Raw genomic sequence first — 21,034 nt, 5'->3', positions numbered from 1 at the left:
AGAGCGCCTAAGACGGAATGCTGTTCCCCGTTTTAGGCGCTCTTTGTGTTTCTCAGAAGCTGTTATATTTTTTGGGTAAAAGGGTCAGGTAGCTTGCGCCAGTCCTGCTTCATCTCTTCAGGAGTCAGCAGCGTCTCATCCAGCGTACGCTCGATTTCTTCCCGATTCATGTCTATGCCGATAAATACGAGCTTGGTCACCCGGTCGCCGTATTTTTCGTCCCAATCCGGTGTTTTTTCAAAATCTTCTCCGAGATAGTATTGACGTTCTTCCTCGGTCAAAGCAGATACCCACAGTCCTGCGCGTGCAAATTGCTTGGAGCTGCCCGCCTGACTGAATGTGAAGGCGGTGCGGTTCTGCGTGGCGAACCACACCAATCCCTTGGAACGGACAACCTCGGCAGGCCATTTGGCCAGCCATTTTAACAAACGTTCCGAGTGAAACGGGATTTTGCGCTTGTACACAAACGAAGCAATACCGTATTCCTCTGTCTCCGGTACGTGTTCTTCCTTGTTCATCTCCTGGATCCAGCCTGCCGCTTGGCTGGCTGTTTCAAAGTCGAAGCGATGCGTGTTCAAAATCTCCTGCGGGTCCACTTTACCGTACTTGGAACGAATGATTTTGGCGTTCGGTTGAATACCGCGCAGCGCTTTTTCCAGTCGCTCCAGCTCCTCGGGGGATACCAGATCGCATTTGTTAATAATCAGCACATCACAAAATTCCACCTGCTCTACCAGCAGATCACCAATGCCGCGCGAATCTTCGTCCGCCACCTCCTGCCCGCGATCCTTGAGGGAATCTCCAGAGTAGAAGTCCTTCCAAAATTCCGGCGCATTCACAACAGTAACCATCGTATCCAGCCGGGTCAGCTTGGTCAGGTCGATGTCGTTTTCTTCATCTACATAACTGAACGTTTGGGCTACCGGGATGGGTTCGCCGATGCCTGTGGACTCAATCAGGATATAGTCGAACTTTTTATCCAGCGCCAGCCGCTCTACCTCTTTTAAGAGGTCTTCTCGCAGGGTGCAGCAGATGCAGCCGTTGGACATTTCCACCAGCTTCTCATTAACGCGGGATAATCCTCCGCCGTCCCGAACGAGATCGGCATCAATGTTCACCTCGCTCATGTCATTGACAATGACAGCTACCCGCAAGCCATCCCTGTTATTCAGCACATGATTGAGCAGCGTAGTTTTGCCTGAACCGAGGTACCCGCTAAGTACCGTAACCGGTATTTTCTTTTCCAATTCCATCATGTTTGCCAACGTAATCACTCATCCCTTCGAAAGTGTTCATGAAATGCTGAATGTGTTGTAGTGGCTACAATGTCAGATAGGGAAGCTGAAATGCTCCCCTTGTCGATTTTAATTGTAATGATTACGAATAGTAAAATCAGTAAATCATTAATGAAGGGAAATGTCAAGGGAGGCTGTAAGGTAATTGAAACTTACGAATTATATTTTACTGTTTCAATTGAAAAATAGGCGTATAATAGAGCATTAAGCCTAAGAAAATGGTCCCATACAAAGGAGATATTTTAGAATGAAGATTGGTAAAAAGCTATCCATTAGTTTTGCAGCCGTATTATTGCTTACATTGGTTGTGGGTATTATTGGTGAGTATGCTACTTCGTCTTTACATAAATCATATCAAAGCATGATTGATGATGGCGTTGCTAAAATTTTAATGATTAAAGAGCTGAAGTATGATGCTGCGAGTCAGACCAAGTATTTTCGTGGATATCTGGTGACTGGCGATCAGGACGAAATGAACAGTTATCTGAAAGAGCGCGAAACCTTTGCAACGACCATGAAGAAGCTGCAATCAACGCCAGCACTGGACAAGCCCAAGCAAATGGCAGCAAAGCTCCAGCAGATGGAGGCTGAATATGCAGATATCGTAAAGGAAATTACCTCATATAAGCAGCAGGGGGATGTCGCGACCTACACGAGATTAGTGGAGGAAAAATGTAAGCCGATGGCACTTGCACTGGAGCAGCAGTCACAGGTCATGGAGCAATACCAGATGGACCTACTGAATCAATCCCAAGTCGAGCAGGGTGAGAAGCTTCAATATGTACAGACGATGATTATCATTGCGATGGCGCTCGCACTGGTGATCGGGATCGTATTGGCGTATGCAATTACCCGTATGATTGCCCGTCCGGTGGTTCAGGTGGCTCAAGCCGCGCGGCGTATTGCAGAGGGGGATCTGACACAGGAGGATATTCAAATTCGGCAGAAAGATGAGATTGGTGAAATGGCGCAGAGCTTTAACGATATGAAACGCCAGCTTCGTTCGCTGATGCAAGTGATTTATCAGAATGCGCAAGGGGTCACGCTTGCTTCGCGTGAGCTGTCCAGTGGCTCCGGGCAGGTGGCGGAAGGCACGCGGCAGATGGCGGAGACGGTACAGGGAATCCATGATTCGGCAGGCAATCAGGTCGATCGGAACCGTGAAAATCAGCAGGCAGTCAAGGAAAGTGCAGAAGGCGTTCGAAGGATTGCCCAATCGGCATCCATTACCGCAGAGCTGTCCGAACAGGCGATTCTAGAGGCAGAGCGCGGCAATGCAGACCTGAAGGAAACAGTTATACAGATGCGCCATATTCAGGATACGATGAAGGATTCAGTCAAAGTCATTCAGGACTTGGGCGAGCAATCGAAGAAAATTCAAAGTGTAACGCAATTTATTCGAGATATCGCCAAGCAAACCAATCTGCTGTCGTTGAACGCCTCCATTGAAGCGGCTAGAGCCGGGGAATCGGGCAAGGGCTTTGCTGTCGTGGCGGGTGAAGTGAAGAAGCTTGCCGAACAGACAGGCCAAGCGTCGCAACAGATTGCTGTCTTTATGGATACCATGGCGGATACAGTGAACCAGGCTGTGGATTCGATCCAGAAAGGCTCCAGCGAGGCTGAGGCCGGAACGGATCTGATTTACCGCACCGGGCAGACGTTTAGCAAAGTGCATGAAGCAGTACAAACGGTAGCCGAGCATACGCAGGACGTGTCGGCTGCCACCGAGGAACTGGCTGCTATTACTGAGCAATTGCTGGACTCGGAGCAAAAGCTGGTAGGCTTGTCCCGTGAGATTGCAGAGGAATCGGAGTCGGCAGCGGCTGTATGCGAGGAGCAGATCGCTTCTATGGAGGTTATTGCCGATTCTGCTGATTCGCTGCGTCATATGGCTGCTGAGCTAATGTCAGAAATCCAGCATTTCGCCATTACAGACGATGCAGACGGGAATGCTTCGGCTTCAATTCATCCTGCTTCCTGAGCGGGAAGTGTTAGATAACAGAGCCTTCCGGGCATCCAGGCTACAACCAAGAGGACTTGCGCAAATAACACGCAAGTCCTCTTTTTTGCTATCTGGCTTCATATACTCGTATACGTCGGCTTTTTAATTTGCCGGGTATCGCGACTTTGTACTCAGCCTTTGACCGCTCCAGCGACAACGCCTTTAACGATGTATTTTTGCAGGAAAATAAATACGACGATAGAGGGCAACACAGCCATCACCATAGCTGTCATGGCATACTGCCAGTCTGACGTATACTGTCCGACGAAGGTATAGGCCGCCAGCGTAAGCGTTTTGGTGCTGGGTGAGCCGTTAACCATGAGCAGGGGCAGCAGAAAGTCGTTCCAAATCCACATGACGTCGATGATCACAATGGTGGCGGTGACGGATTTTAGCAAGGGGAAAATCACTGAAAAGAAAAGCCGGAAGCCTGAGGCTCCGTCGATCTTGGCGCTTTCGTCAATCTCGTTGGGAATCCCTTTGACAAACCCGTGATAGATAAACACCGCCAGCGGTGCGCCGAAGCCCCAATACAGCAGGCCAAGTCCCCAGGTACTGTCCGACAGATGCAGGTTTTTCGCGAGTCGCAAGACAGTCAGCATAATGGACTGAAACGGGATCAACATTGGCATAATGCACAGCAAGTAGATGGCGGAACTCCATTTGCTCTTCGTCCGTGCCAGCTTATAGGCGGCAATGGAGGATACCAGTACGATACCAGCCAGCCCGACTACAGTAATGATCGTGTTATTCAGAAATAAGCGTGGATAGTTAATGAATTTCCATACATATACGTAGTTATCCAGCGAAAGCTGCTTGGGCAGCGCAATGACGTCGGTCATGACCTCAGCGAAGCTTTTGAACGAATTGTTAATGGCGAGAAACAGCGGATACAAAAATAACAGCGATAATACAATCATGCTCGCTTCCAGCAAAATACGTCCCATACGTCTGCGTTGCATCAGGCTTCAACCTCCCTGCGTTTGAAAATAGACAATTGAATGATCGTAATGATCAGCACTGCGACGAATAACAACAACGCTTTGGCAGTTCCGTAGCCGTACAGATTGTTCTGGAACGTGTCCCGATAAATATCATACGCAATACTGTATGTTGTACCTCCCGGCCCGCCGCCAGTCAGGGATAAAATGACGTCGAACACCTTGATCGAGTTGGTCAGAGCCATGAAAACGGAGATCGTGATGGAAGGGGCCAGCAATGGCAGCGTAATACTGAAAAATCTCCGAATCGGCCCCGCTCCGTCCACAATAGCGGCTTCCTTCAGATCCTCCGGTACGGACTGCAAGCCTGCAATGTAAATGACCATATAAAAGCCAATAGATTGCCAGATAGATACCGCCAAAATGGAAATAAACGCGAGTCCTTCTTGCCCGAGCCAACTGAGCTGGAAGATGCCCCAGCCTGTGCTGTTTCCCAGTGACTCAAAGCCCTGCATAAAGATAAATTTCCAGATAAATCCTACAATCACGAGACTGAGGATATAAGGGATAAAGAAGGCTGCCCGCAGCCAAGCCGAGCTTTTCAGCTTCATGTCGAGGACAAGCGCCAGCACAATGGCCAGCACGTTCACCAGCACAATGTACAGAATGGCATATTTGACCGTAAACCAGGCTGCATGTGCAAAGTTGGCGTCTCCGAGCAGGATTTGTTTGAAGTTATCCAGACCTACAAATTTCGGATGCTTGGATATTCCATTCCACTTAGTCAGGGAATAGCGTATCGTCATCAAAAACGGAATATAAAATGCAATCGTAATGCACAGAATTACAGGCAGTGTGAACAAGCCAAACTCCAATTTACTGCCCTTGTCGCCCCAAGCTCCCCTTTTTTTCAGCATAACGCACCTCTTTTTCTCAACATTTTCCGATCTTTCGCTCCAAGCCGTTTGAGATATAATGAAAGTATAGGGTAGCCCCTGGGGCCGGACCAATGGATTTAAGAAAACAGTTGAGGGTAAAAATGTGTACGCTTTCAAAAGGGGCGATTTTATCGTGATACCAGAACGAGCAGGCGCAGTTCTCAGATCCATGTGGAGACGAATAACGCAAAAATTGGTGAACAAGCTTATTTTGCTTTTTACCTCGGTGATCATTTTGGTGGTAGGCTCGCTGACGATTATCTCCTATCAGATGATTGAAAGAGAGTCGGTGAATCACAGTATTGCCAGCACGACGAATAATCTGCTGCTGGTCAATCAGAACCTGGAGGACTATCTGGAGGGAATGCAGCAGTTGGCTCTGCCGCAGCTTCGGTATAACGATATTATGAACGCAATTGCGAATGAAAATCGGGACTATGCCTCTCGAATGGTCATTGAAAATTACTTGCGCAGCATGTTTTATTCCCGTAATGATCTGGAAGCCATCTATCTGTACGTGGCAGATCGCCATCAATATTATGTGGTGACCCGGGAGACGTACAATATTACGGTGCGCCAAGGTATGAACACGGATATTCCCAAGCTGACCTGGTTTAAGGAGGCGATGGCGAGCACAACCAACGAATCGTTCCAATCCTTTGTGGGTTCCCGCTCGGATATGGGGTATGTGGCGCCACAGGCCAGCTTTATGGCGTACCATCGGGTGCTGAGGTCGATTGCATCTCGTCACCCGCAGGCGGTGTTATCCTTTTATTATAATACAAGTGCTGTGGACGATATCATGAAGAACATTCCACTCGGCAAAGGGGATCATGTCATGCTGCTAAGTCCTGAACGTATTCCCTTTTACGTGGATAGCCTTCCGTTATATGAGCGAATGCGGGACTCGGGGGTGCTGGCACAGATTGGACAGGGAGGGAGCGGACAAGTAACATGGTCGGACCGTAGCGGCAGCCAGGAGTATCTGGTCGTGTATGATGTCGGGAAAAAAGAGGGCTGGCGGCTTGTCAAGCCGATTCCATACCGTCAAATTTACGAGGCGGCTACGACGACACGGAATTGGAGCTATGTGATCGGGATTTTGTTTTTAGGGGTGTCTATTATTCTGGTAACGCTGACCTCCAATGCCATTACCAGTCCCTTACACAAGCTGTCCACCCAGATGAAGCGGTTTAGTACCGGGGACTTCGGGGCAACGGCCCTTGTGCAGGGTCATGACGAGATTGCGTATTTGTCGCTGCATTTTAACGAAATGGTCCAAAGAACCGAAGAATTAATTAATGAGCGCTACCGAATGAAGCTGGTCGAGAAAAACGCTATCCTCAAGGCGTTGGAGGCTGAAATTAATCCCCATTTTCTGTACAATGCGCTACAAGCCATATCCACACAGGCATTAAAGCGTGAGATGTTCGATATGGCGGATATGGTCGATGCGTTGGCCCAAACCCTGCGGTATTCCATCAACGGCAAGGATATCGTGGTTGCCCGCGAAGAACTCCAGCATATTGAACGGTATATGGGATTGCAGAAAGCAAGATTCGGGACGAGACTGCGAATAGAGCTGGAGTGGGAGGACACGCTGCTGGAGCTGCGAATCCCGAGGTTGTCCGTACAAACGTTGGTGGAAAATTCGATCAAGCATGCGCTGGAAAAGGTCTCAAGTGATATTCTGATAGTCATGTCAGCCGAATCCAGCTCTACAGATGCCACGATTACTGTACGGGACAACGGTCCGGGGATCTCGGAGGATAAGCTGAGGCAGGTGCTGGATTCGTTCGAAGAGAAATGGGAAGAACGGGAGAGTGAGCATATTGGCTTGAAAAATCTGAATACACGATTGAAGCTGCTGTATGGAGATCAGGCAGGACTATTCATACATGCGGATGAAACGGGAACAGAAATCCAAATGCGCATTCCCCAGGGAGGAAGTAGCCATGTTTAATGTATTGATCATTGACGATGAGGAGCCGCTGCGCGAAGCCATTCGTATTGTCGGAGACTGGAATAACCTTGGTATCGGGCAGGTGCTTGAGGCGACGAATGGCAGACTTGGACTGGAGCTGCTGGAGCGGCACCCTATAGATGTGGTCATGGTGGATATGAAAATGCCGGAGCTGAACGGTATCCAATTTCTTCGTGCCATTGAGAAGGCGTATCCTAATTTGCTGACGATTGTCATTAGCGGCTATGACGATTTTGAATTTACACGACAGGCGATTCAATCCAGGGTGGTAGATTATTTGCTCAAGCCGATCAATCGGCAGGAATTGAATCAGGCACTACGCAAGGCGGTAGATATATTGGAAAGCCGCAAGCAAAGCGAAAGCAATTTCATTAGCCAGAACATTACGCTGAATATGTCACTGCCGAAGCTCAAGGAGAAGCTGTATTTGTCCATTCTGGACGGCAGCTTTAAGAGACAGGCAAATGCGGCGTTACTCCCTATGATTGGTGCGGATCAGCCGGGGAACCGCTTTGGAGTGATCGTGCTGCGGCTGCTGAACAGGGATGAGGTTCGCATGACACGTTTTCACGGGGAGACCGATCTGATGGATTTTGCCGTGACGAACGTCATGGCTCAGACTTCAGATGAGCGACTGAGCTGCTTTAGCTTTCCTCATCCGAGACGGGAGCGCGAGGTCGTTTCCATTTGCACATGGTCTCCAGGGCAAGAGGAACACATGCCCCTTCTGTTGGCACAAGTGGCACAGAAGGCGGCGGCGAATCTGCACGGATTGTTTGGTATGGTAGTGACAGCCGGAGTGGGTAAGCTTTGTATGGACATACTGGAACTGGCATCTGTTTATACGGATGTCAAGGCGCTTATTCACAGCACGGACGTATTGAAGCTGACAGGGACATCGGTCATGCATGTCGCGCCCCGGCAGGGAATGATGCCAGAAGAAGTGTCGTGGACGGATCGGCTGCTGTTGATCCAGAAGGATGCCCAGACAGGCCAGGCAAATCGAGCAAAGGTACTGCTAAACGACCTGCTGAAGCAGTTGGCATCCGGCCCTGCTTTTCGTTTGCAGGATGCAGATCGGATGATGGGCGAGTTTCATTTTTTACTGAGAGAAGCGGCTACGGAGCCGGGTGCATTCATATCTGTATCTGCATCTGTGGCTGAGGGCGATATTGCTGCGGACTTTACGGATTTTGCCCAATATGGACAGCGACTGCATCGGATGCTGGAGCTTTACATTGCCGGGGTTCAGCATGCTCAAGGGGGGAGCCAGCCCTTTGATATTACGGAGATCAAGTGGCATATTGACCGTTATTACTTTGAAGATATCAAAATTTCATTTTTTGCCGAAACGTATTTTTTAAGTCGGGAATACTTGATGAAGCTGTTCAAGCAGCAGTTTGGTTACGGGATTCACGAATATGTGCAGAAGGTCAGAATGGACAAGGCGAAGGAGCTGCTGGGAGATTCCAGTCTGAAAATTCAGGAGATTTCCGATATGCTGGGCTACAAGGATAAGAATTATTTTAGCAAGGCTTTTCGTAATTATTATCAGGTGTCACCGTCTGAGTATCGCGTGAGCCTGCAATAAACCACTTTTTTACCCTTAACGCTTCACTAATCTGCCTTTTTAAATCGGACTATATTTTTTAGAATGAGCGCATGGACGTTGATCACGAATAAATGGGGGAGTATCCATGTTAAAGAAGATGATGGCGTTATCCGGCAGTTTGCTTTTGACGGTCGGTTTGTTGAGCGGATGCGGAAGCAGCGGCGACTCAGATGCGGCGAAAGGGAATGCTGGCGGCAAAGAAGAATTGAAAACGGTTACAATAAATATGTTCACAGCCTCACCGGAGTATACCGATGCTTTTAACGCGTATATCGAAGAGTATAAGAAGGTCAAGCCTAACGTAAAGATCAATCTGGAAATCATGCAGGCGGACTATAACACGATTCTTAAATCCAAAATTGCCTCAGGCAGTACACCGGATGTATTCCAGACCACGGCAGGAGGCGATATCGACACGTATGCTGATTATAGCGCCGATCTTACCAATGAGCCGCTGGCAGCAGCCATGACGGATGCCGTTCGAGCGAATATGAGCTCCAGTGATGGTAAAGTGTTGGGCTTCCCGGTGAAGGGGAATTTGTTTGCGCTGATTTACAACAAGGATTTGCTCACCAAGGCTGGGGTAACCTCCCCGCCGAAGACGATTGCAGAAATGCAGGACGCGGTCACCAAGCTTGAGGCGAAAGGCATTACACCATTTGCAAATGCATATAAAGAGTGGTGGGTATGGAAGCACATCTTCCAGCACTATGTAGATGCCGCCGCGCAGGATGTAGGCGTGGAACCGAAGCAGCTCGTCAATGATTTTATTGCAGGCAAAGCGAAAATCAAGGACTATCCGGTGCTGTACAACAACTTTTTTAGCTTTATTGATCTGACGGTGAAGCATGGCACGGCTAAGCCGCTGGAACGCGACAGCAATGCGGAGGTGAGCGATTTTGCATCCGGTAAAGCTGCGTTTATGACGGGTAAAGGCGCATGGGATGAGGAAGCGATCAAGAAGATCAATCCCGACCTCAAGATTGGCATCATGGGCTATCCGGTAAGTGACAAGGCGGATCAATCGGTCATCATTACCGGGGCCGATCAGGCGCTGCGTATCAACAAGGATTCGGAAGTAGCCAAGGAGACGATTGAATTTTTCAACTGGCTGTACACTTCGGAATACGGTAAGAACTGGTTCTCCCAGGTAGCCAAGGTCATTCCTCCAATCAAGGATGCGCCGCTTCCTGATCTGGAAATGCCTAAGGAAATGGAAAGCATTTTGAAAACGTCGAAGTCTGGTGATCTGTCTGTCAACTACTCGCTGGATACGTTCCACCAAAAATTTGGCGAGCTGATGCAGGCTTATATCAGCGGCAACATGAACAAGGATCAGGCAGTTGCTGAGATTGAAAAAGCATGGGTGCAATTAGGCTCGGCACAATAAAACTGGTTTCGCGCTAAGGCGTCCGTAAGGGCGTCTTTTTTTGTATAGTTTTTGAGGTTAACTTATCTAAACAAAAAAATATCTAATATTATTTAAATATATACTTGCAAAAAGTTATTAAGTTATGGATAATAGATTGTGTACAATATATCTACGACATACAACATATATCATGGCTGCATAACGCAAAAATACGGAGATACCTCGGCTGGGGAATCTCTTTATTCCGTTCTTCCATACCTGAACAATATCAACGTGGCTACTGAGGCCTAAGTATCCCCACGTTGTTTATATATAACAGGCACCTGCAACGAAGTGTACGCTTCGTTGCAGGTGCCTGTTATGTTTTATAGGTTATCCATTAAAGAAGAAGTAGAGTATGTATGAAGAAAAAGATGATGGATGATCATATGAGGTTACTTGAGTCAAACTGTAAAATACAGTCGCCGAAGGACGTTTTTACGTGCTATAATTCTATTAACAACAGAATGGCTTAGGTGGGCGGTCGGCTAAGTCTCCCGGAAGGGAGGTGATGCCTGTGGAGGTTAAAGATGCTCTGACATTAATGATGATGTTCGGCACGCTATTAGTAACGTTGATCGGATTAATCGTTACGATTGTTATTGCGTTGAACCAAAACAAAAAGAAATAGACCGCCCTGGACAAGGAAAAACGGTCTATTTCTAATAGAGCTAGCCCTGTTCAGCCGACCGCTCTTCAAAGCGGCTGTTGCCAAGAGTAGGGATGTTACCAGCATCCTTGCTCTTTTTTAGTATATCCTTCTATCATTTATTTTAGCACATTTGAATAATCAATGTAACTGAATACGGCTGTTACTTGGTGAAAACTTTAACCTCCTTCGGAGCGAGCGTCACGGTGATCGAACCGTTGTTGATCTGAATGGAGTCGTTGCTTAATTGGTTGGTCAGATGGGTGCCATTGGACAGGTTGTCAAAGTTGCCAATCGTGCGGGTTTGGCTGCTCCACGAGTTGCTGATGAGTACGATGGCCTCGTCGCCGTTTTTAGATGTTATTACCGTCATTAAAAACAGCTTCCAATTGGGAGGCATAGCCGATATCGACGGTGATTTTAGCATAGCCGCTAATTTCGGCCATAAAAAGAAGAATTTATTGCACACTCGGGGTGGAGAAATATGACATTTTGAGTTAGTGACCGTGTGCTTAAAATGGGTTCAGGCAAAAAAATAAGGCATAGGTCTGAGTAAGACGCATGCCTTTTAGTAATGTACGGATAGCCAATGCCAGCATAGGGGAAATCAAATCCGAGCGTATATAAGCCTTGCTCCAGCGTGTATGCAAGTATTGCAAAGGTATGACTGCTTGAGGATTTTGCAAAATCCTGGCTTAATAAATAGGACGATTCTTTTGGTCCGCAATGCCACTTTTTCGGTAAAAATACGTATTGATCCGATCCCGCCATTCCCTAGCATGCTCAGCCTGATGCTCCAGCCGCTCCAGTACCTGTTCATAGATCGCTTCATCCAGATGATCCCGCAGACTAATCCATGTGTCTCTGAGGCCGACCGCACGTTCTGCACCCTCAAAATGTGTATCATAAATGTGTTGAATGACGGTTTGACCAGAGTGGAGCGCGTGCGTATAAGGAACATGATGAAAGAATAATAGCAGCTCATCCGGGCAGGCTTCAGTAGATTCGTAGATATCGGCATGGGGAGAACAATATTGTCCTGCATACCCCGTTCCAGTCGCGGTCGTGCGATCCACCCCGATGCCACGGCAATCAGCAAAATGATAGGTGCCCCACATCGAATATTCGTAGCCGTCTACATCCGGCCCATAATGGTGACCGGGGCTGACCATCCAGCCGACCCCAAGCGGGGCGGTGTAGGACTCGTAGATATTCCATGAATCAAGCAGCATTTGCTTAATAGCAGGAATGAAATCTGTACCGCTGTCACTCTTTCCTTGTCCGCCAAACGTCAGCCGAACCCACTCATCAGCGATTTCGTCTGCGGATAGCTCCGGATCCCATGCCAACCGACCGTAGCCATAAAGATTGGACTGGGCGAGCAAATGTCCGGTCCAATTGGTGTCCGCTCCAATATTGGATACAGCGGCGATCCCATAGTTGGTGTGTTTGGTGGAGGAAGGGGAAGAAGAATCGCTCCTGCTATGCAGAGAGCCGCTCACGATGCGCTTGATGGTAGAGCTTTTTCCCTGTGCGTAGGTGTCAAAATCCAGTACCTCCTTCCATTGCGGAACAAGGTAACACAGATGCCGCTGCTGTCCCGTGTATTCTTGTGCAATCTGGAATTCCAGCAATACCTGGGTGGCTTCCAGCGCGCCGAACAGGGGGGAGACAGGCTCCCGCACCTGAAAATCCATGGGACCATTTTTAATCTGTAAAATGACATTTTCCCGGAACAGCCCATCCAGTGGTTTAAAATGGTCAAAGGCTGCGCGAGCCCGATCTGTTTTGCGGTCACGCCAGTCCTGCTTGCAGTCATAGACAAAGCAGCGCCAAATCACCCGCCCGCCGTAGGGCCGCAACGCATCTGCCAGCATATTGGCTCCATCAGCGTGATGACGCCCGTAGCTGAACGGCCCGGGCCGATTCTCGGAATCGGCTTTTACCACGAAGCCGCCCAGATCAGGAACGGCGGCGTAAACTTCCCGGGCTTTGGCCTGCCACCATTCAGCTACGCCAGGGTCCAGAGGATCGGCGGTGGTTAACCCGCCGAGCTGAATGGGGCTGGCATAATTAATGCTCAAATAGATTTGGATGCCATAGGCGCCAAACACCGCAGCCACTCTGGCCACATCCGGTAGAAATGTATCTGTAATCAGCTCTGTTTCTACGTGATGGACATTCACATTGTTAATGGACAGCGCCTGAATGCCAACAGAGGCAAGTAGACGAGCGTAGTCTCGAAGGCGGTCCATATTTGTAGTAAAGGCAATATTTTCGAAAAAAATGGATGTTCCCGCATATCCGCGTTCCACACTACCGTCCATGTTATCCCAGTGGTTGATCATGCGGATGGGATTAGCCGGATTGGACACTACGTCCAGAAGGGGGGCGTGCAAGGATTCGGTGACGGGCTTCAGCTTACCATCCAGTCCTCCTTGCAGGTAGCGCAGCAGATGAAAAACCCCGTATAATACGCCTTTGGTGGTCTGGCCGGCGATCGTGACGTACGCTCTCTTTATGTCATCATCATCGTAGTCATACGAAGCTGAATGTGCCGGGTGTGGAATCCCTATCCCACGAATTCGGTAGCCTTCTGCGCTCACATCTGCCTGTTCTTGTGCGCTAAATCGTTCTGCCGCCAACGGGTGCCCTCCGAACGTACCTAGCACAATGAATGGCGCATTCACAGGAACGGTACTAATCTTCGGCTGTTGTCCGAACATGAAGGTCAATCCGTGCTGAAGCTCACTCGCAGCCGTGTGAAGCACTTCATCTGCCTCTTGAACTACGATGACCCTGCACCAAGCGGGCAGATCCTCCACCTTACGATTGCGGTGATAATGCAGCCAAGCGTCATAGCCGCTCTCTTTTTGCATATCCCTACGCTTGCTCATATTTGGGGCCTCCTTTTGGGCAGGTGAAGGTTAGTGTCAGGCATGCTGCTCCTGATCGAGACTCATGTGCCGGGGAAGAACCAGACGGTTGCCCTTGCCTTCATACAGCCACAAAATAGCGGTGACTCCGCGCGGATAATATTTGCTGCCGTGGGCAATGCCGGAGAGCATTTGGTCGCTCCAGCACCAATAGGATTCCTCAGGGTGCAGGAGCCATGAGACATGGGCAGCATCTGCGGCATGCCCTGCTTTCTCCCAAGGCAGCTCCAGCAGCTCACGGGCAATAAACTGTGACAGATAGATTTTACTCAGCCAGGAGTTGTTACTGGTCGAGGACAGCTTCCAGCCTCCATCTTCGAACAGGCAAACTCCCGGTGCCAGCACCGTGTCCAACTGGCGTCGCAGCGCTTGTATATACCCGCCAAATCGTCCATCCAGCTTAAGCGCATCTTCACAGCCTGTAAAGTAAGGGAAGATCAGCCCCTCAATAGCGGGGATAATCTGTGAATCATTCCCCTCTTGAATGACCGCCGGGATATATCCCTTATCTGTCATCTGCGCCGTGATCGCTGCTGCGCATTTGTCTGCCTGTAAGCCTGCTTCCCGTGAAAGGGAAGCAAGCCCTTCTGAGGCAAATAGCTTTTCCAGCGCAATATATACCGCCCAGCATTTGCTGCCCAAATAGATGTTGTTGCGGGACTGCCCCAAAGAAACGTCCAGACTATCGTAGGTCGTAATTTCCGCGCCTCCAAGGGTTCTGGAGCTGTCCAGTCCCATTAAGCCGTTTCGTTGTGACGGGTCTGGATGATCCCGCTGTAGCATGCTAGCGAAGCATTCACGCAAGATAGGCAGCATACGCGTCGTAAACGCCCGGTCCTGTGTCTGTTCGATATACACCGTGGCGCAGCATAGCCAGTTCACCAGCTCTTCGTGGCTCATATAAGAGAAGCAGCCGTCAATCCCTGCCAGCTCATAACAGGAGTATCCCGGACGGGAGAACACATTTGCCACGCCCATATCATGCGTAAACGTGATGCCGCCCGGATAGGTTTGTTCGTCTGCCGGAAACCGTACCTCATCCCGGTAGCTGTACCGTTTGACGAACCACTCCAGCTCGTTGCGTACCGTCCACGGGTTCAAAATCAATTCATAGTAGAGCTGATCCGCCGTCAGATCGAGCGTATTCATCATCCGATACTCACCTTCGTTCACAATCCAGATCGGTTCCCCATCCGCTTGCTGACTAAGCAACTGGGTGCTGCCGTAATAGCTGTGAATCGCCTGCGCGAGCATAAATTCCTGATCCGGGCTCAGGCTTGCCGACTCCATCCAGCGATTAGCCTGAATACAGGCTGCGGTCAGGTCTGTAAAATGCTCCAAAGCATAGCTCGCCACGTCTTCAATATCCTTGAATAGACGAGTATAGTAATACGTCGCCTCGATGCCTGTCGTCACGATACCGCCGCGATAGAAGCATATGGCGAAGGAATACGTGCGCTTTTCGCCAGCGGGAACGTCCATGAGGAGCGCACCCGTCACGCCCAGGCCAAAGGATAAATTCTCGCCCATGCTCTCCCCGAGAAGGTTCTCCATTGCGAATCCACTTGCAGGTACCGCTTCGCTGCTATGGGTCACAATAGCTGTGCTGCGCCCTTGGCCAACGCCCGTGAGTCTTTGCGAGTGGGGAGAATCCACAGCGTCCCTGCGTGGGTCTTCTCCTACAATGCGTATGCCACTGTACGGATCACTGCCCTGATAGCCGAAAAAAGCTCTGCGCGCAGCCGTTCCCTGCGTATTATCGACTGTAAGCTCGGCAAATACCGCCGGAACCAGCGCTGCCCGCAGCTCATCCGCATCCGCTTTTCCCGGCTCCGGCACCGGACGGACAGGAGAATACAACCGGAACGTTAAATCTCCAGCACTCCATGTATCCGTGCCTGCTTTCAGCTCACGGGTAATGTCTTGATCGGCAAAGGTAATGAGCTGCCGCTCCATTCGTTTATCCTTTTTCTCCACATCGTATCGGGCGCTTTCGTCCTGTGCGGCTGCAAAAAAGGGAAGCGCCTCATATACCTCACCGTCTCTGGATTGCAGCCCGATATATACATTTTCATCCGCTGGCTTGCCCAGCTCCAAGCCGAGTCCACCCCGATTCCCCTTGAACCCGAGCGTAAAGCTGGAAAAGGCCCCGATAGGTGAGTGTTGCGTGTTATAAAAACTATTTTTCGTCATATAATGAAACCCCTTTCAACATAATGAGTGACTTTCATACACACTTTCATACACAAAAGTATTTTGCAGCATGCTCATATATTCGCTATATGCTATACTCACTTGATCTCATATAGAGCCTAGCATGCTACGCTCCGGGGAGCCATTGTCAAATCGCGCATTCATTTATCCAAATCGCGCCGAAAACGATATACTGAAGTAAAATCCTGTATACGCAAGGAGGGGAAACATGTCGTCACCCCGTTTATCGAATGGCCCAGACCATCCAGACCTTACGGTTACTGGAGAGGAATTCTTTTTTCCCGATGTGCGAACCACGGTCAATCTGTTTGCCATTCATACGCGAAGTGTCGGAAGGGACTGGAACTATCCACCACACGAACATCCTCAATATGAAATTAATATTGTGCTTGCAGGAGAGCAGGTGATGGTGGTGGATGGTCGCAGCTATACACAGCGGCAGGGGGATCTGGTGCTGCTTCGACCGGGAATCGTTCACTCCAGCCACAGCAGCGGGGAGGGCTTTACGTATTTTTGCATGCATTTCGACATTGATGACAAGTTGTTTCTTTCGTTGCTGAGTCGTCTGGAGCAAGTGCTGTTTCCAGCCGAAGGTGCGGTGGCGAGACAGATGGGGCCAGCGCTGGATAAGCTGCTCGACCTCTCCACGCCCGATACCGAAAAAGCAGGGGATTCGGTGGCGAAGCGTATGCGGATACAATCTGCCGTATTTGAGCTGTTCGCTACGTTGTGGGAGGCGGTGTCCAGCGAAGCGGCACATCTGCCGGGGCGCGGATACGTGCAGGCTGAGCTTGCCTATCAGATTGCCAGCCGACTTCAAGGCAGGGTGAATCAGCATTTTGGACAGATCGACTCTGTGGAAAAGCATAATGGGATTGAGGATATTTCATCTGAGCTAGGTATTAGCGTGTCCCATTGTAATCGTGTATTTCGTAGTGTCTTCGGTGTATCTCCCCGTGTGTATCTGTCTGGTCTTGTCCTGCACGAAGCCAAGTTGCTGTTGGCAGATCCCCAATGGACGGTGCAGCAAATTACCGATATGCTCGGCTATGGGAATATTGCGCATTTTAGCAGGCAGTTCAAGCGCTGGTCCGGTCAGTCGCCGACATCCTACCGCAAAAGCACGGTGCAGGAAAGCCCATCCGAATAAAAATATGTATACTCATAAAATAGTTATGATATAATCCGCACAAAGGAGCTGAGAATTGTATGGATTTACTTCATAAACGTGTCGTCGTCATTGGCGGCAGTGCAGGTATAGGGCTGGCAACAGCAATAGAAGCAGCAAAGCAGGGAGCGAGTATCGTGATCGCTGGACGTTCTGCGGAGAAACTGGAGCAGGCGAAGAAGGTTATCCCTGCGGAATCGGTGGAAACCTTCCAACTGAATAATCAGAAGGAGGAGGAAGTGCAGGCGTTTTTTGAAAAGGTCGGAGCATTCGACCATCTGTTTACACCAGGCGCGAGCTACACACGCGGTCCGATCACGATGGATACGGAAAAGGCGAAGACGCCGTTTGAAGGAAAATTCTGGCCACAATATTTCGCTGCCAAGCATGCAGTTCCGCATATATCCAAGGAAGGCTCCATCGTCCTCATGTCCGGGGCCTTCAGTCAGCGGCCGATGGGCTTTGGTGCTACATACGGGGCGGCAAACGGCGCAATCGAAAGCTTGGGTAAAGCTTTGGCGGTAGAATTGGCTCCGGTACGGGTCAATGTCGTATCTCCCGGCACGATCTGGAGAGACGGTCCCGAGGGCGAGCAGCGGGCGCAGGCTTTTGAGGAATACAAGGAAGTAACCTTGCTCCATCGGGTGGGGTATAACGAGGAAATCGCACATACCGTGCTGTATCTGATGACGAACAAGTTCACCACTGGAAGTGTGCTGTTCCCGGACGGCGGCTACACGCTGATCTAAGCCAAGCCACACCTAACCAACAGGCAGGAAAACCAATGGTTAAACAAAAACCGGTCTAACACATATACAAAGTGTTAGACCGGTTTTCTTTGGTTATAGGGTATCACGTCTTCTCCATAGCAACTCTCTTTACGGTCATGGCTTTACATGATAATATTCGAGTATACAATAAAATTCAAAGTGATTATTTGAATATATGATAAAAATGAAAGCGTATATGTAATATAACCTTGTATTTAAGGAGAGGGTTACCTATGGACCAAGTGGACCATAAAATTTTGCTATGTCTACAAAATCAGGCGCGTATCTCCATGACTGAGCTGGGTAAAGAGGTTGGGCTTTCCCAGCCTGCCGTAACGGAAAGAGTGCGGCGCATGGAGGATAAAGGTATCATTACTGGGTATCGGGCCATGGTTTCACATGAGAAAGTCGGGAAGCCGATCATGGCTCATGTGCTTGTGCACACGAATCAATGCAATTCATTTGTTGAGTTTTGCCAATCTGCGCCTGAAGTCATTGAGTGTCATCGAATTAGCGGTGAGCAAAATTATTTACTTAAGGTTATGGTCGAATCCATGCCTAAGCTGGAGCAATTCGGGGATGAGTGCGGAAAGCACGGTCACTCTACCACGTTAATTGTCTTATCCTCGCCTGTAGAGCTTAAACATGTAACTCCCGCTTTATTAGACCCTATTTGAGCTGCCGTAAATGGCTTGGCAAAGCTCGGTTGTAAACGGACCCGACATACCTTCAAATGCTGTATTGGTAAAGGCAACCACACTGAGTCTTTGCGCGGGATCAACGAACCATGAATGACCGTAAGCTCCTCCGAGACGCCACGTTCCGGGGGATTCTGCTGTTTCGCCTTCGTCGGGATTTTGGAGTACGGTGAACCCCAGCCCGAAGCCCCGTCCCGGCCAGCCTGCCAAGGGGAGATTCCCGGTCTGGATGGTGCCCATTTCACGTACCCATTCCTCAGAAAGTAATGGATTGCCACCGTTTCGCAGTGTTTCCAGCAGCCGCATGAAGTCTTTTGCGCTGCCAATCATACCAGAGCCGCCTGAGTGAAAAGCCGTGGGATCAAAGGCGCGTGCAGGCTGAAAACGAAGTCCCGCTGTGCCTTCCAACACCTGCGCAACCTCGAGCTCACGCATCCGGCGGGGTTCCAGAGTATCGTTGACATAAGCGGCAGCAAGTCGTTCGGGATCAGCAACCGTAAAGCTAGTGTCTTGCATACCGAGGGGGTCTGTAACGAGCTTTCTAACAGCCTGCTCAAGGGTTGTGCTGCATACGCGACTAATGATTGCACCGAGTACATCGGTGGCAATGGAATAGCCCCACGCTTTACCCGGTGTATACAACAGAGGCACAGAAGCCAAACGTTGCAAGTTCTCTTCCAGCGTAAGATTTGAAAAATCCATGCCATCTGATACGCCTGCACGTTGATAGGGGCCGCTGCCTTCTTCCTCTAAAAAGCCGTAGGTTAACCCGGCAGTATGTGTGAGCAATTGGCGTACTGTAATGGACGGCTGCTCGCCGCTGATCAATCGGGGGCGAAAGTCCGGCAACCAGCGTTCAATGGATTCATCGAGTCCAATCAACCCTTGGGCTGCCAAAACCAAGGCCGCTGTAGATACAATCGGCTTGGATACAGAAGAGAGCCGAAATAAAGCATCCTCGCGCATAGGAAAATTTCCTTCTCGATCAGCCAGCCCGGCCGCTCGCACATACACGGGTGAACCATCGATATATATCATGACAACTGCGCCAACCAGGCGCTTCTCGGCAAGGGTTTGATCTATGACTGCATTCACACGTCCGTCCAGACCATCTTGTATCGCAAAAACTCTATTTTCCACACCCATGAATATCTCATCCTCTCTATGATCCAGCGGTTATCGCTTGATGAAACTTAGTTTACAGAATGTGAAGACGACATTACATAAGGTAACAAAGGTATTCAGTGAGTATTTACGTTAAAATAAAATTATATTAAAAGGATGGCCTTGGATTTTAATGAATGGGGTTTTACAAGTAGTGTTACTGTGTTTTACAGTAACTATTTAAGCTGAGATATACGTCCTTGTGACACACCAAGCCATTTGGCGTAGTCGTATTGTCTGGCATCGGGATGCTTTTGAATGAGTTCTCTAAGGCCTTCCGATTTATGATATACTCTCGATATATGATTTGAATTGGATGGTGATGGCTGAATGAATCGTACACATGACCTAGGCAAGTTAATCAAACTAACTGGAGATAGAGCTAAACTAGACGCTAAAGCAAATGGCACCTATATTGTCTATAAAACGCCGGATGGTCAGTTTGTTAAAGAGTACAGTAATGGTCAAGTTGAACGAATCAATGAACAGGATATTTATCATGAGTGATCCGTTTGCTACTATGTTTGTTTTCGCAGGAAACAACGGAAGTGGTAAGAGTACAATACGTAATCTAATCGTTGATAAACTTGGTGTAAGTGTTAATATCGATCCAGATGCATTAGCACGAGGGATTGATCGTGAAAACCCTGATCGACGCAAAGTATCGGCAGGAAAGGAAGCGATTAAACTAGCGCGGGATTGTATAAGAAATAAACGGGATTTTACCGTAGAGACGACACTTGCTGGTGGCAATGTGATCCGACAAATGCGTATGGCAAAAGAAAATGGCTTTGAAGTCATCATGTTTTATGTGGGTCTAGGTGATTATCGTCTTAATATCGAGCGAGTTGCTGCACGAGTTCGAAATGGGGGTCACCATATTGATACAGCTGATATTATAAGACGGCATCAGACCTCACTGGGTAATCTACTATCACATCTGAAGCTTATCAATCATTTAATTGTCATTGACAACAGCAGCTCAGATGGCGTGATTGTATTGGAATCAGATAGTGAAACGATAAAACATCATGTGGCATTTTTACCGGATTGGGTTAAAATCATTGATAGTCACTTGCAAAATAAAAATACTGATCAAGAATAAACCGACAACTGTATGATTCAGTGATCGGTTTATTCTATATTTGCATCGTATTGTGTCAACAATGTCAATGCGATGTGTATTATTTTTCAATAGACTTTAGCAAGACGATTAACAGCATCCTGATCGTAGCTGCTTCTCGGGATCTTT

At 49.0% G+C, this 21,034-nt stretch carries 17 protein-coding genes and 2 pseudogenes; 10 read left to right on the top strand and 9 right to left on the bottom strand.

The genetic code is table 11. The features are described from left to right. Positions 1 to 62 precede the first annotated feature (62 nt). On the bottom strand, positions 63 to 1,265 hold the full coding sequence (locus tag ACIFO6_RS00095; RefSeq protein ID WP_430036625.1) for a GTP-binding protein: 1,203 nt from the start codon (positions 1,263 to 1,265) through the stop codon (positions 63 to 65). 277 nt (positions 1,266 to 1,542) lie between these two features. Here ACIFO6_RS00095 and ACIFO6_RS00090 point away from each other — a divergent pair, with 277 nt between their 5' ends. After that, the gene (locus tag ACIFO6_RS00090; protein ID WP_430036622.1) at positions 1,543 to 3,276 is read left to right on the top strand and encodes a methyl-accepting chemotaxis protein; all 1,734 of its coding nucleotides are present in this window, start codon (positions 1,543 to 1,545) and stop codon (positions 3,274 to 3,276) included. Between the two features lie 152 nt (positions 3,277 to 3,428). On the opposite strand, the gene ACIFO6_RS00085 is transcribed toward ACIFO6_RS00090, so the two are convergent. Beyond that, the gene (locus ACIFO6_RS00085) at positions 3,429 to 4,259 is read right to left on the bottom strand and encodes a carbohydrate ABC transporter permease (protein WP_430036619.1); all 831 of its coding nucleotides are present in this window, start codon (positions 4,257 to 4,259) and stop codon (positions 3,429 to 3,431) included. After that, complete coding sequence (locus ACIFO6_RS00080; RefSeq protein ID WP_430036616.1) at positions 4,259 to 5,155, bottom strand: carbohydrate ABC transporter permease; 897 nt, start codon at positions 5,153 to 5,155, stop codon at positions 4,259 to 4,261. The genes ACIFO6_RS00085 and ACIFO6_RS00080 overlap by 1 nt, the downstream gene beginning before the upstream one ends. 190 nt (positions 5,156 to 5,345) lie before the next feature. Between ACIFO6_RS00080 and ACIFO6_RS00075 the strand changes: the two genes are divergently transcribed. The 4 genes from ACIFO6_RS00075 to ACIFO6_RS00060 all read left to right on the top strand — a co-directional run bounded on the left by ACIFO6_RS00075 (position 5,346) and on the right by ACIFO6_RS00060 (position 10,814). Beyond that, positions 5,346 to 7,139 (top strand): histidine kinase, encoded by a 1,794-nt coding sequence (locus tag ACIFO6_RS00075; protein ID WP_430036675.1) that lies wholly within the window; start codon positions 5,346 to 5,348, stop codon positions 7,137 to 7,139. Continuing rightward, positions 7,132 to 8,751 (top strand): response regulator, encoded by a 1,620-nt coding sequence (locus ACIFO6_RS00070; RefSeq protein WP_430036613.1) that lies wholly within the window; start codon positions 7,132 to 7,134, stop codon positions 8,749 to 8,751. The genes ACIFO6_RS00075 and ACIFO6_RS00070 overlap by 8 nt, the downstream gene beginning before the upstream one ends. A gap of 106 nt (positions 8,752 to 8,857) precedes the next feature. Further along, positions 8,858 to 10,162 carry an ABC transporter substrate-binding protein gene (locus tag ACIFO6_RS00065; protein ID WP_430036610.1) on the top strand — a complete coding sequence of 435 codons (1,305 nt, stop codon included), beginning with the start codon at positions 8,858 to 8,860 and terminating at the stop codon, positions 10,160 to 10,162. Positions 10,163 to 10,700: 538 nt separating this feature from the next. Continuing rightward, positions 10,701 to 10,814 carry a putative holin-like toxin gene (locus ACIFO6_RS00060; RefSeq protein ID WP_232289129.1) on the top strand — a complete coding sequence of 38 codons (114 nt, stop codon included), beginning with the start codon at positions 10,701 to 10,703 and terminating at the stop codon, positions 10,812 to 10,814. Between the two features lie 181 nt (positions 10,815 to 10,995). Here the strand turns inward: ACIFO6_RS00060 and ACIFO6_RS00055 are convergent. The 4 genes and pseudogenes from ACIFO6_RS00055 to ACIFO6_RS00040 all read right to left on the bottom strand — a co-directional run. Beyond that, positions 10,996 to 11,190 (bottom strand): annotated as a pseudogene (locus ACIFO6_RS00055) (alpha-amylase family glycosyl hydrolase); the annotation flags it as partial. Further along, a complete protein-coding gene (locus tag ACIFO6_RS00050) occupies positions 11,186 to 11,278 on the bottom strand; it encodes a carbohydrate binding domain-containing protein (RefSeq protein ID WP_430036607.1) in 93 nt (30 codons plus the stop codon). The pseudogene ACIFO6_RS00055 and the gene ACIFO6_RS00050, both read right to left, overlap by 5 nt. 249 nt (positions 11,279 to 11,527) lie before the next feature. Further along, positions 11,528 to 13,729: an alpha-glucuronidase family glycosyl hydrolase gene (locus ACIFO6_RS00045; protein ID WP_430036604.1), complete on the bottom strand. Its 2,202-nt coding sequence runs from the start codon at positions 13,727 to 13,729 to the stop codon at positions 11,528 to 11,530. A gap of 36 nt (positions 13,730 to 13,765) precedes the next feature. Then, positions 13,766 to 15,961 (bottom strand): glycoside hydrolase family 52 protein, encoded by a 2,196-nt coding sequence (locus ACIFO6_RS00040; protein ID WP_430036601.1) that lies wholly within the window; start codon positions 15,959 to 15,961, stop codon positions 13,766 to 13,768. Between the two features lie 229 nt (positions 15,962 to 16,190). Between ACIFO6_RS00040 and ACIFO6_RS00035 the strand changes: the two genes are divergently transcribed. The 3 genes from ACIFO6_RS00035 (at position 16,191) to ACIFO6_RS00025 (ending at position 18,597) form a co-directional block, all read left to right on the top strand. Further along, positions 16,191 to 17,132 (top strand): helix-turn-helix domain-containing protein, encoded by a 942-nt coding sequence (locus ACIFO6_RS00035; protein ID WP_430036598.1) that lies wholly within the window; start codon positions 16,191 to 16,193, stop codon positions 17,130 to 17,132. Between the two features lie 59 nt (positions 17,133 to 17,191). After that, positions 17,192 to 17,899 carry an SDR family oxidoreductase gene (locus tag ACIFO6_RS00030; protein WP_430036595.1) on the top strand — a complete coding sequence of 236 codons (708 nt, stop codon included), beginning with the start codon at positions 17,192 to 17,194 and terminating at the stop codon, positions 17,897 to 17,899. A gap of 254 nt (positions 17,900 to 18,153) precedes the next feature. Beyond that, a complete protein-coding gene (locus tag ACIFO6_RS00025) occupies positions 18,154 to 18,597 on the top strand; it encodes an Lrp/AsnC family transcriptional regulator (protein ID WP_430036593.1) in 444 nt (147 codons plus the stop codon). Here the strand turns inward: ACIFO6_RS00025 and ACIFO6_RS00020 are convergent. Continuing rightward, on the bottom strand, positions 18,583 to 19,764 hold the full coding sequence (locus tag ACIFO6_RS00020; RefSeq protein ID WP_430036590.1) for a serine hydrolase domain-containing protein: 1,182 nt from the start codon (positions 19,762 to 19,764) through the stop codon (positions 18,583 to 18,585). The two genes, ACIFO6_RS00025 and ACIFO6_RS00020, sit on opposite strands and share 15 nt — an antisense overlap. Positions 19,765 to 19,958: 194 nt before the next feature. Further along, positions 19,959 to 20,060: pseudogene (locus tag ACIFO6_RS00015) on the bottom strand (AbrB/MazE/SpoVT family DNA-binding domain-containing protein); the annotation flags it as partial. A 52-nt stretch (positions 20,061 to 20,112) separates the two neighbouring features. Between ACIFO6_RS00015 and ACIFO6_RS00010 the strand changes: the two are divergent. Continuing rightward, positions 20,113 to 20,289: a hypothetical protein gene (locus ACIFO6_RS00010; protein ID WP_200893372.1), complete on the top strand. Its 177-nt coding sequence runs from the start codon at positions 20,113 to 20,115 to the stop codon at positions 20,287 to 20,289. After that, positions 20,282 to 20,887 (top strand): zeta toxin family protein, encoded by a 606-nt coding sequence (locus tag ACIFO6_RS00005; RefSeq protein WP_430036587.1) that lies wholly within the window; start codon positions 20,282 to 20,284, stop codon positions 20,885 to 20,887. The genes ACIFO6_RS00010 and ACIFO6_RS00005 overlap by 8 nt, the downstream gene beginning before the upstream one ends. Positions 20,888 to 21,034 lie beyond the last annotated feature (147 nt).

Source organism: Paenibacillus sp. NRS-1781, from assembly GCF_050467745.1.
Lineage (GTDB): Bacteria > Bacillota > Bacilli > Paenibacillales > Paenibacillaceae > Paenibacillus > Paenibacillus terrae_A.
Note: the sequence above shows the minus strand (reverse complement) of the source record. Positions and strands in the feature narration are given on the sequence as shown.

Coding starts and splice junctions, on each gene's coding strand:
- ACIFO6_RS00025 (WP_430036593.1), top strand. CDS start 18,154: ATGGACCAAGTGGACCATAAAATTTTGCTATGTCTACAAAATCAGGCG.
- ACIFO6_RS00020 (WP_430036590.1), bottom strand. CDS start 19,764: ATGGGTGTGGAAAATAGAGTTTTTGCGATACAAGATGGTCTGGACGGA.
- ACIFO6_RS00040 (WP_430036601.1), bottom strand. CDS start 15,961: ATGACGAAAAATAGTTTTTATAACACGCAACACTCACCTATCGGGGCC.
- ACIFO6_RS00075 (WP_430036675.1), top strand. CDS start 5,346: ATGTGGAGACGAATAACGCAAAAATTGGTGAACAAGCTTATTTTGCTT.
- ACIFO6_RS00045 (WP_430036604.1), bottom strand. CDS start 13,729: ATGAGCAAGCGTAGGGATATGCAAAAAGAGAGCGGCTATGACGCTTGG.
- ACIFO6_RS00030 (WP_430036595.1), top strand. CDS start 17,192: ATGGATTTACTTCATAAACGTGTCGTCGTCATTGGCGGCAGTGCAGGT.
- ACIFO6_RS00085 (WP_430036619.1), bottom strand. CDS start 4,259: ATGCAACGCAGACGTATGGGACGTATTTTGCTGGAAGCGAGCATGATT.
- ACIFO6_RS00035 (WP_430036598.1), top strand. CDS start 16,191: ATGTCGTCACCCCGTTTATCGAATGGCCCAGACCATCCAGACCTTACG.
- ACIFO6_RS00080 (WP_430036616.1), bottom strand. CDS start 5,155: ATGCTGAAAAAAAGGGGAGCTTGGGGCGACAAGGGCAGTAAATTGGAG.
- ACIFO6_RS00050 (WP_430036607.1), bottom strand. CDS start 11,278: ATGGCCGAAATTAGCGGCTATGCTAAAATCACCGTCGATATCGGCTAT.
- ACIFO6_RS00010 (WP_200893372.1), top strand. CDS start 20,113: ATGAATCGTACACATGACCTAGGCAAGTTAATCAAACTAACTGGAGAT.
- ACIFO6_RS00065 (WP_430036610.1), top strand. CDS start 8,858: ATGTTAAAGAAGATGATGGCGTTATCCGGCAGTTTGCTTTTGACGGTC.
- ACIFO6_RS00005 (WP_430036587.1), top strand. CDS start 20,282: ATGAGTGATCCGTTTGCTACTATGTTTGTTTTCGCAGGAAACAACGGA.
- ACIFO6_RS00070 (WP_430036613.1), top strand. CDS start 7,132: ATGTTTAATGTATTGATCATTGACGATGAGGAGCCGCTGCGCGAAGCC.
- ACIFO6_RS00090 (WP_430036622.1), top strand. CDS start 1,543: ATGAAGATTGGTAAAAAGCTATCCATTAGTTTTGCAGCCGTATTATTG.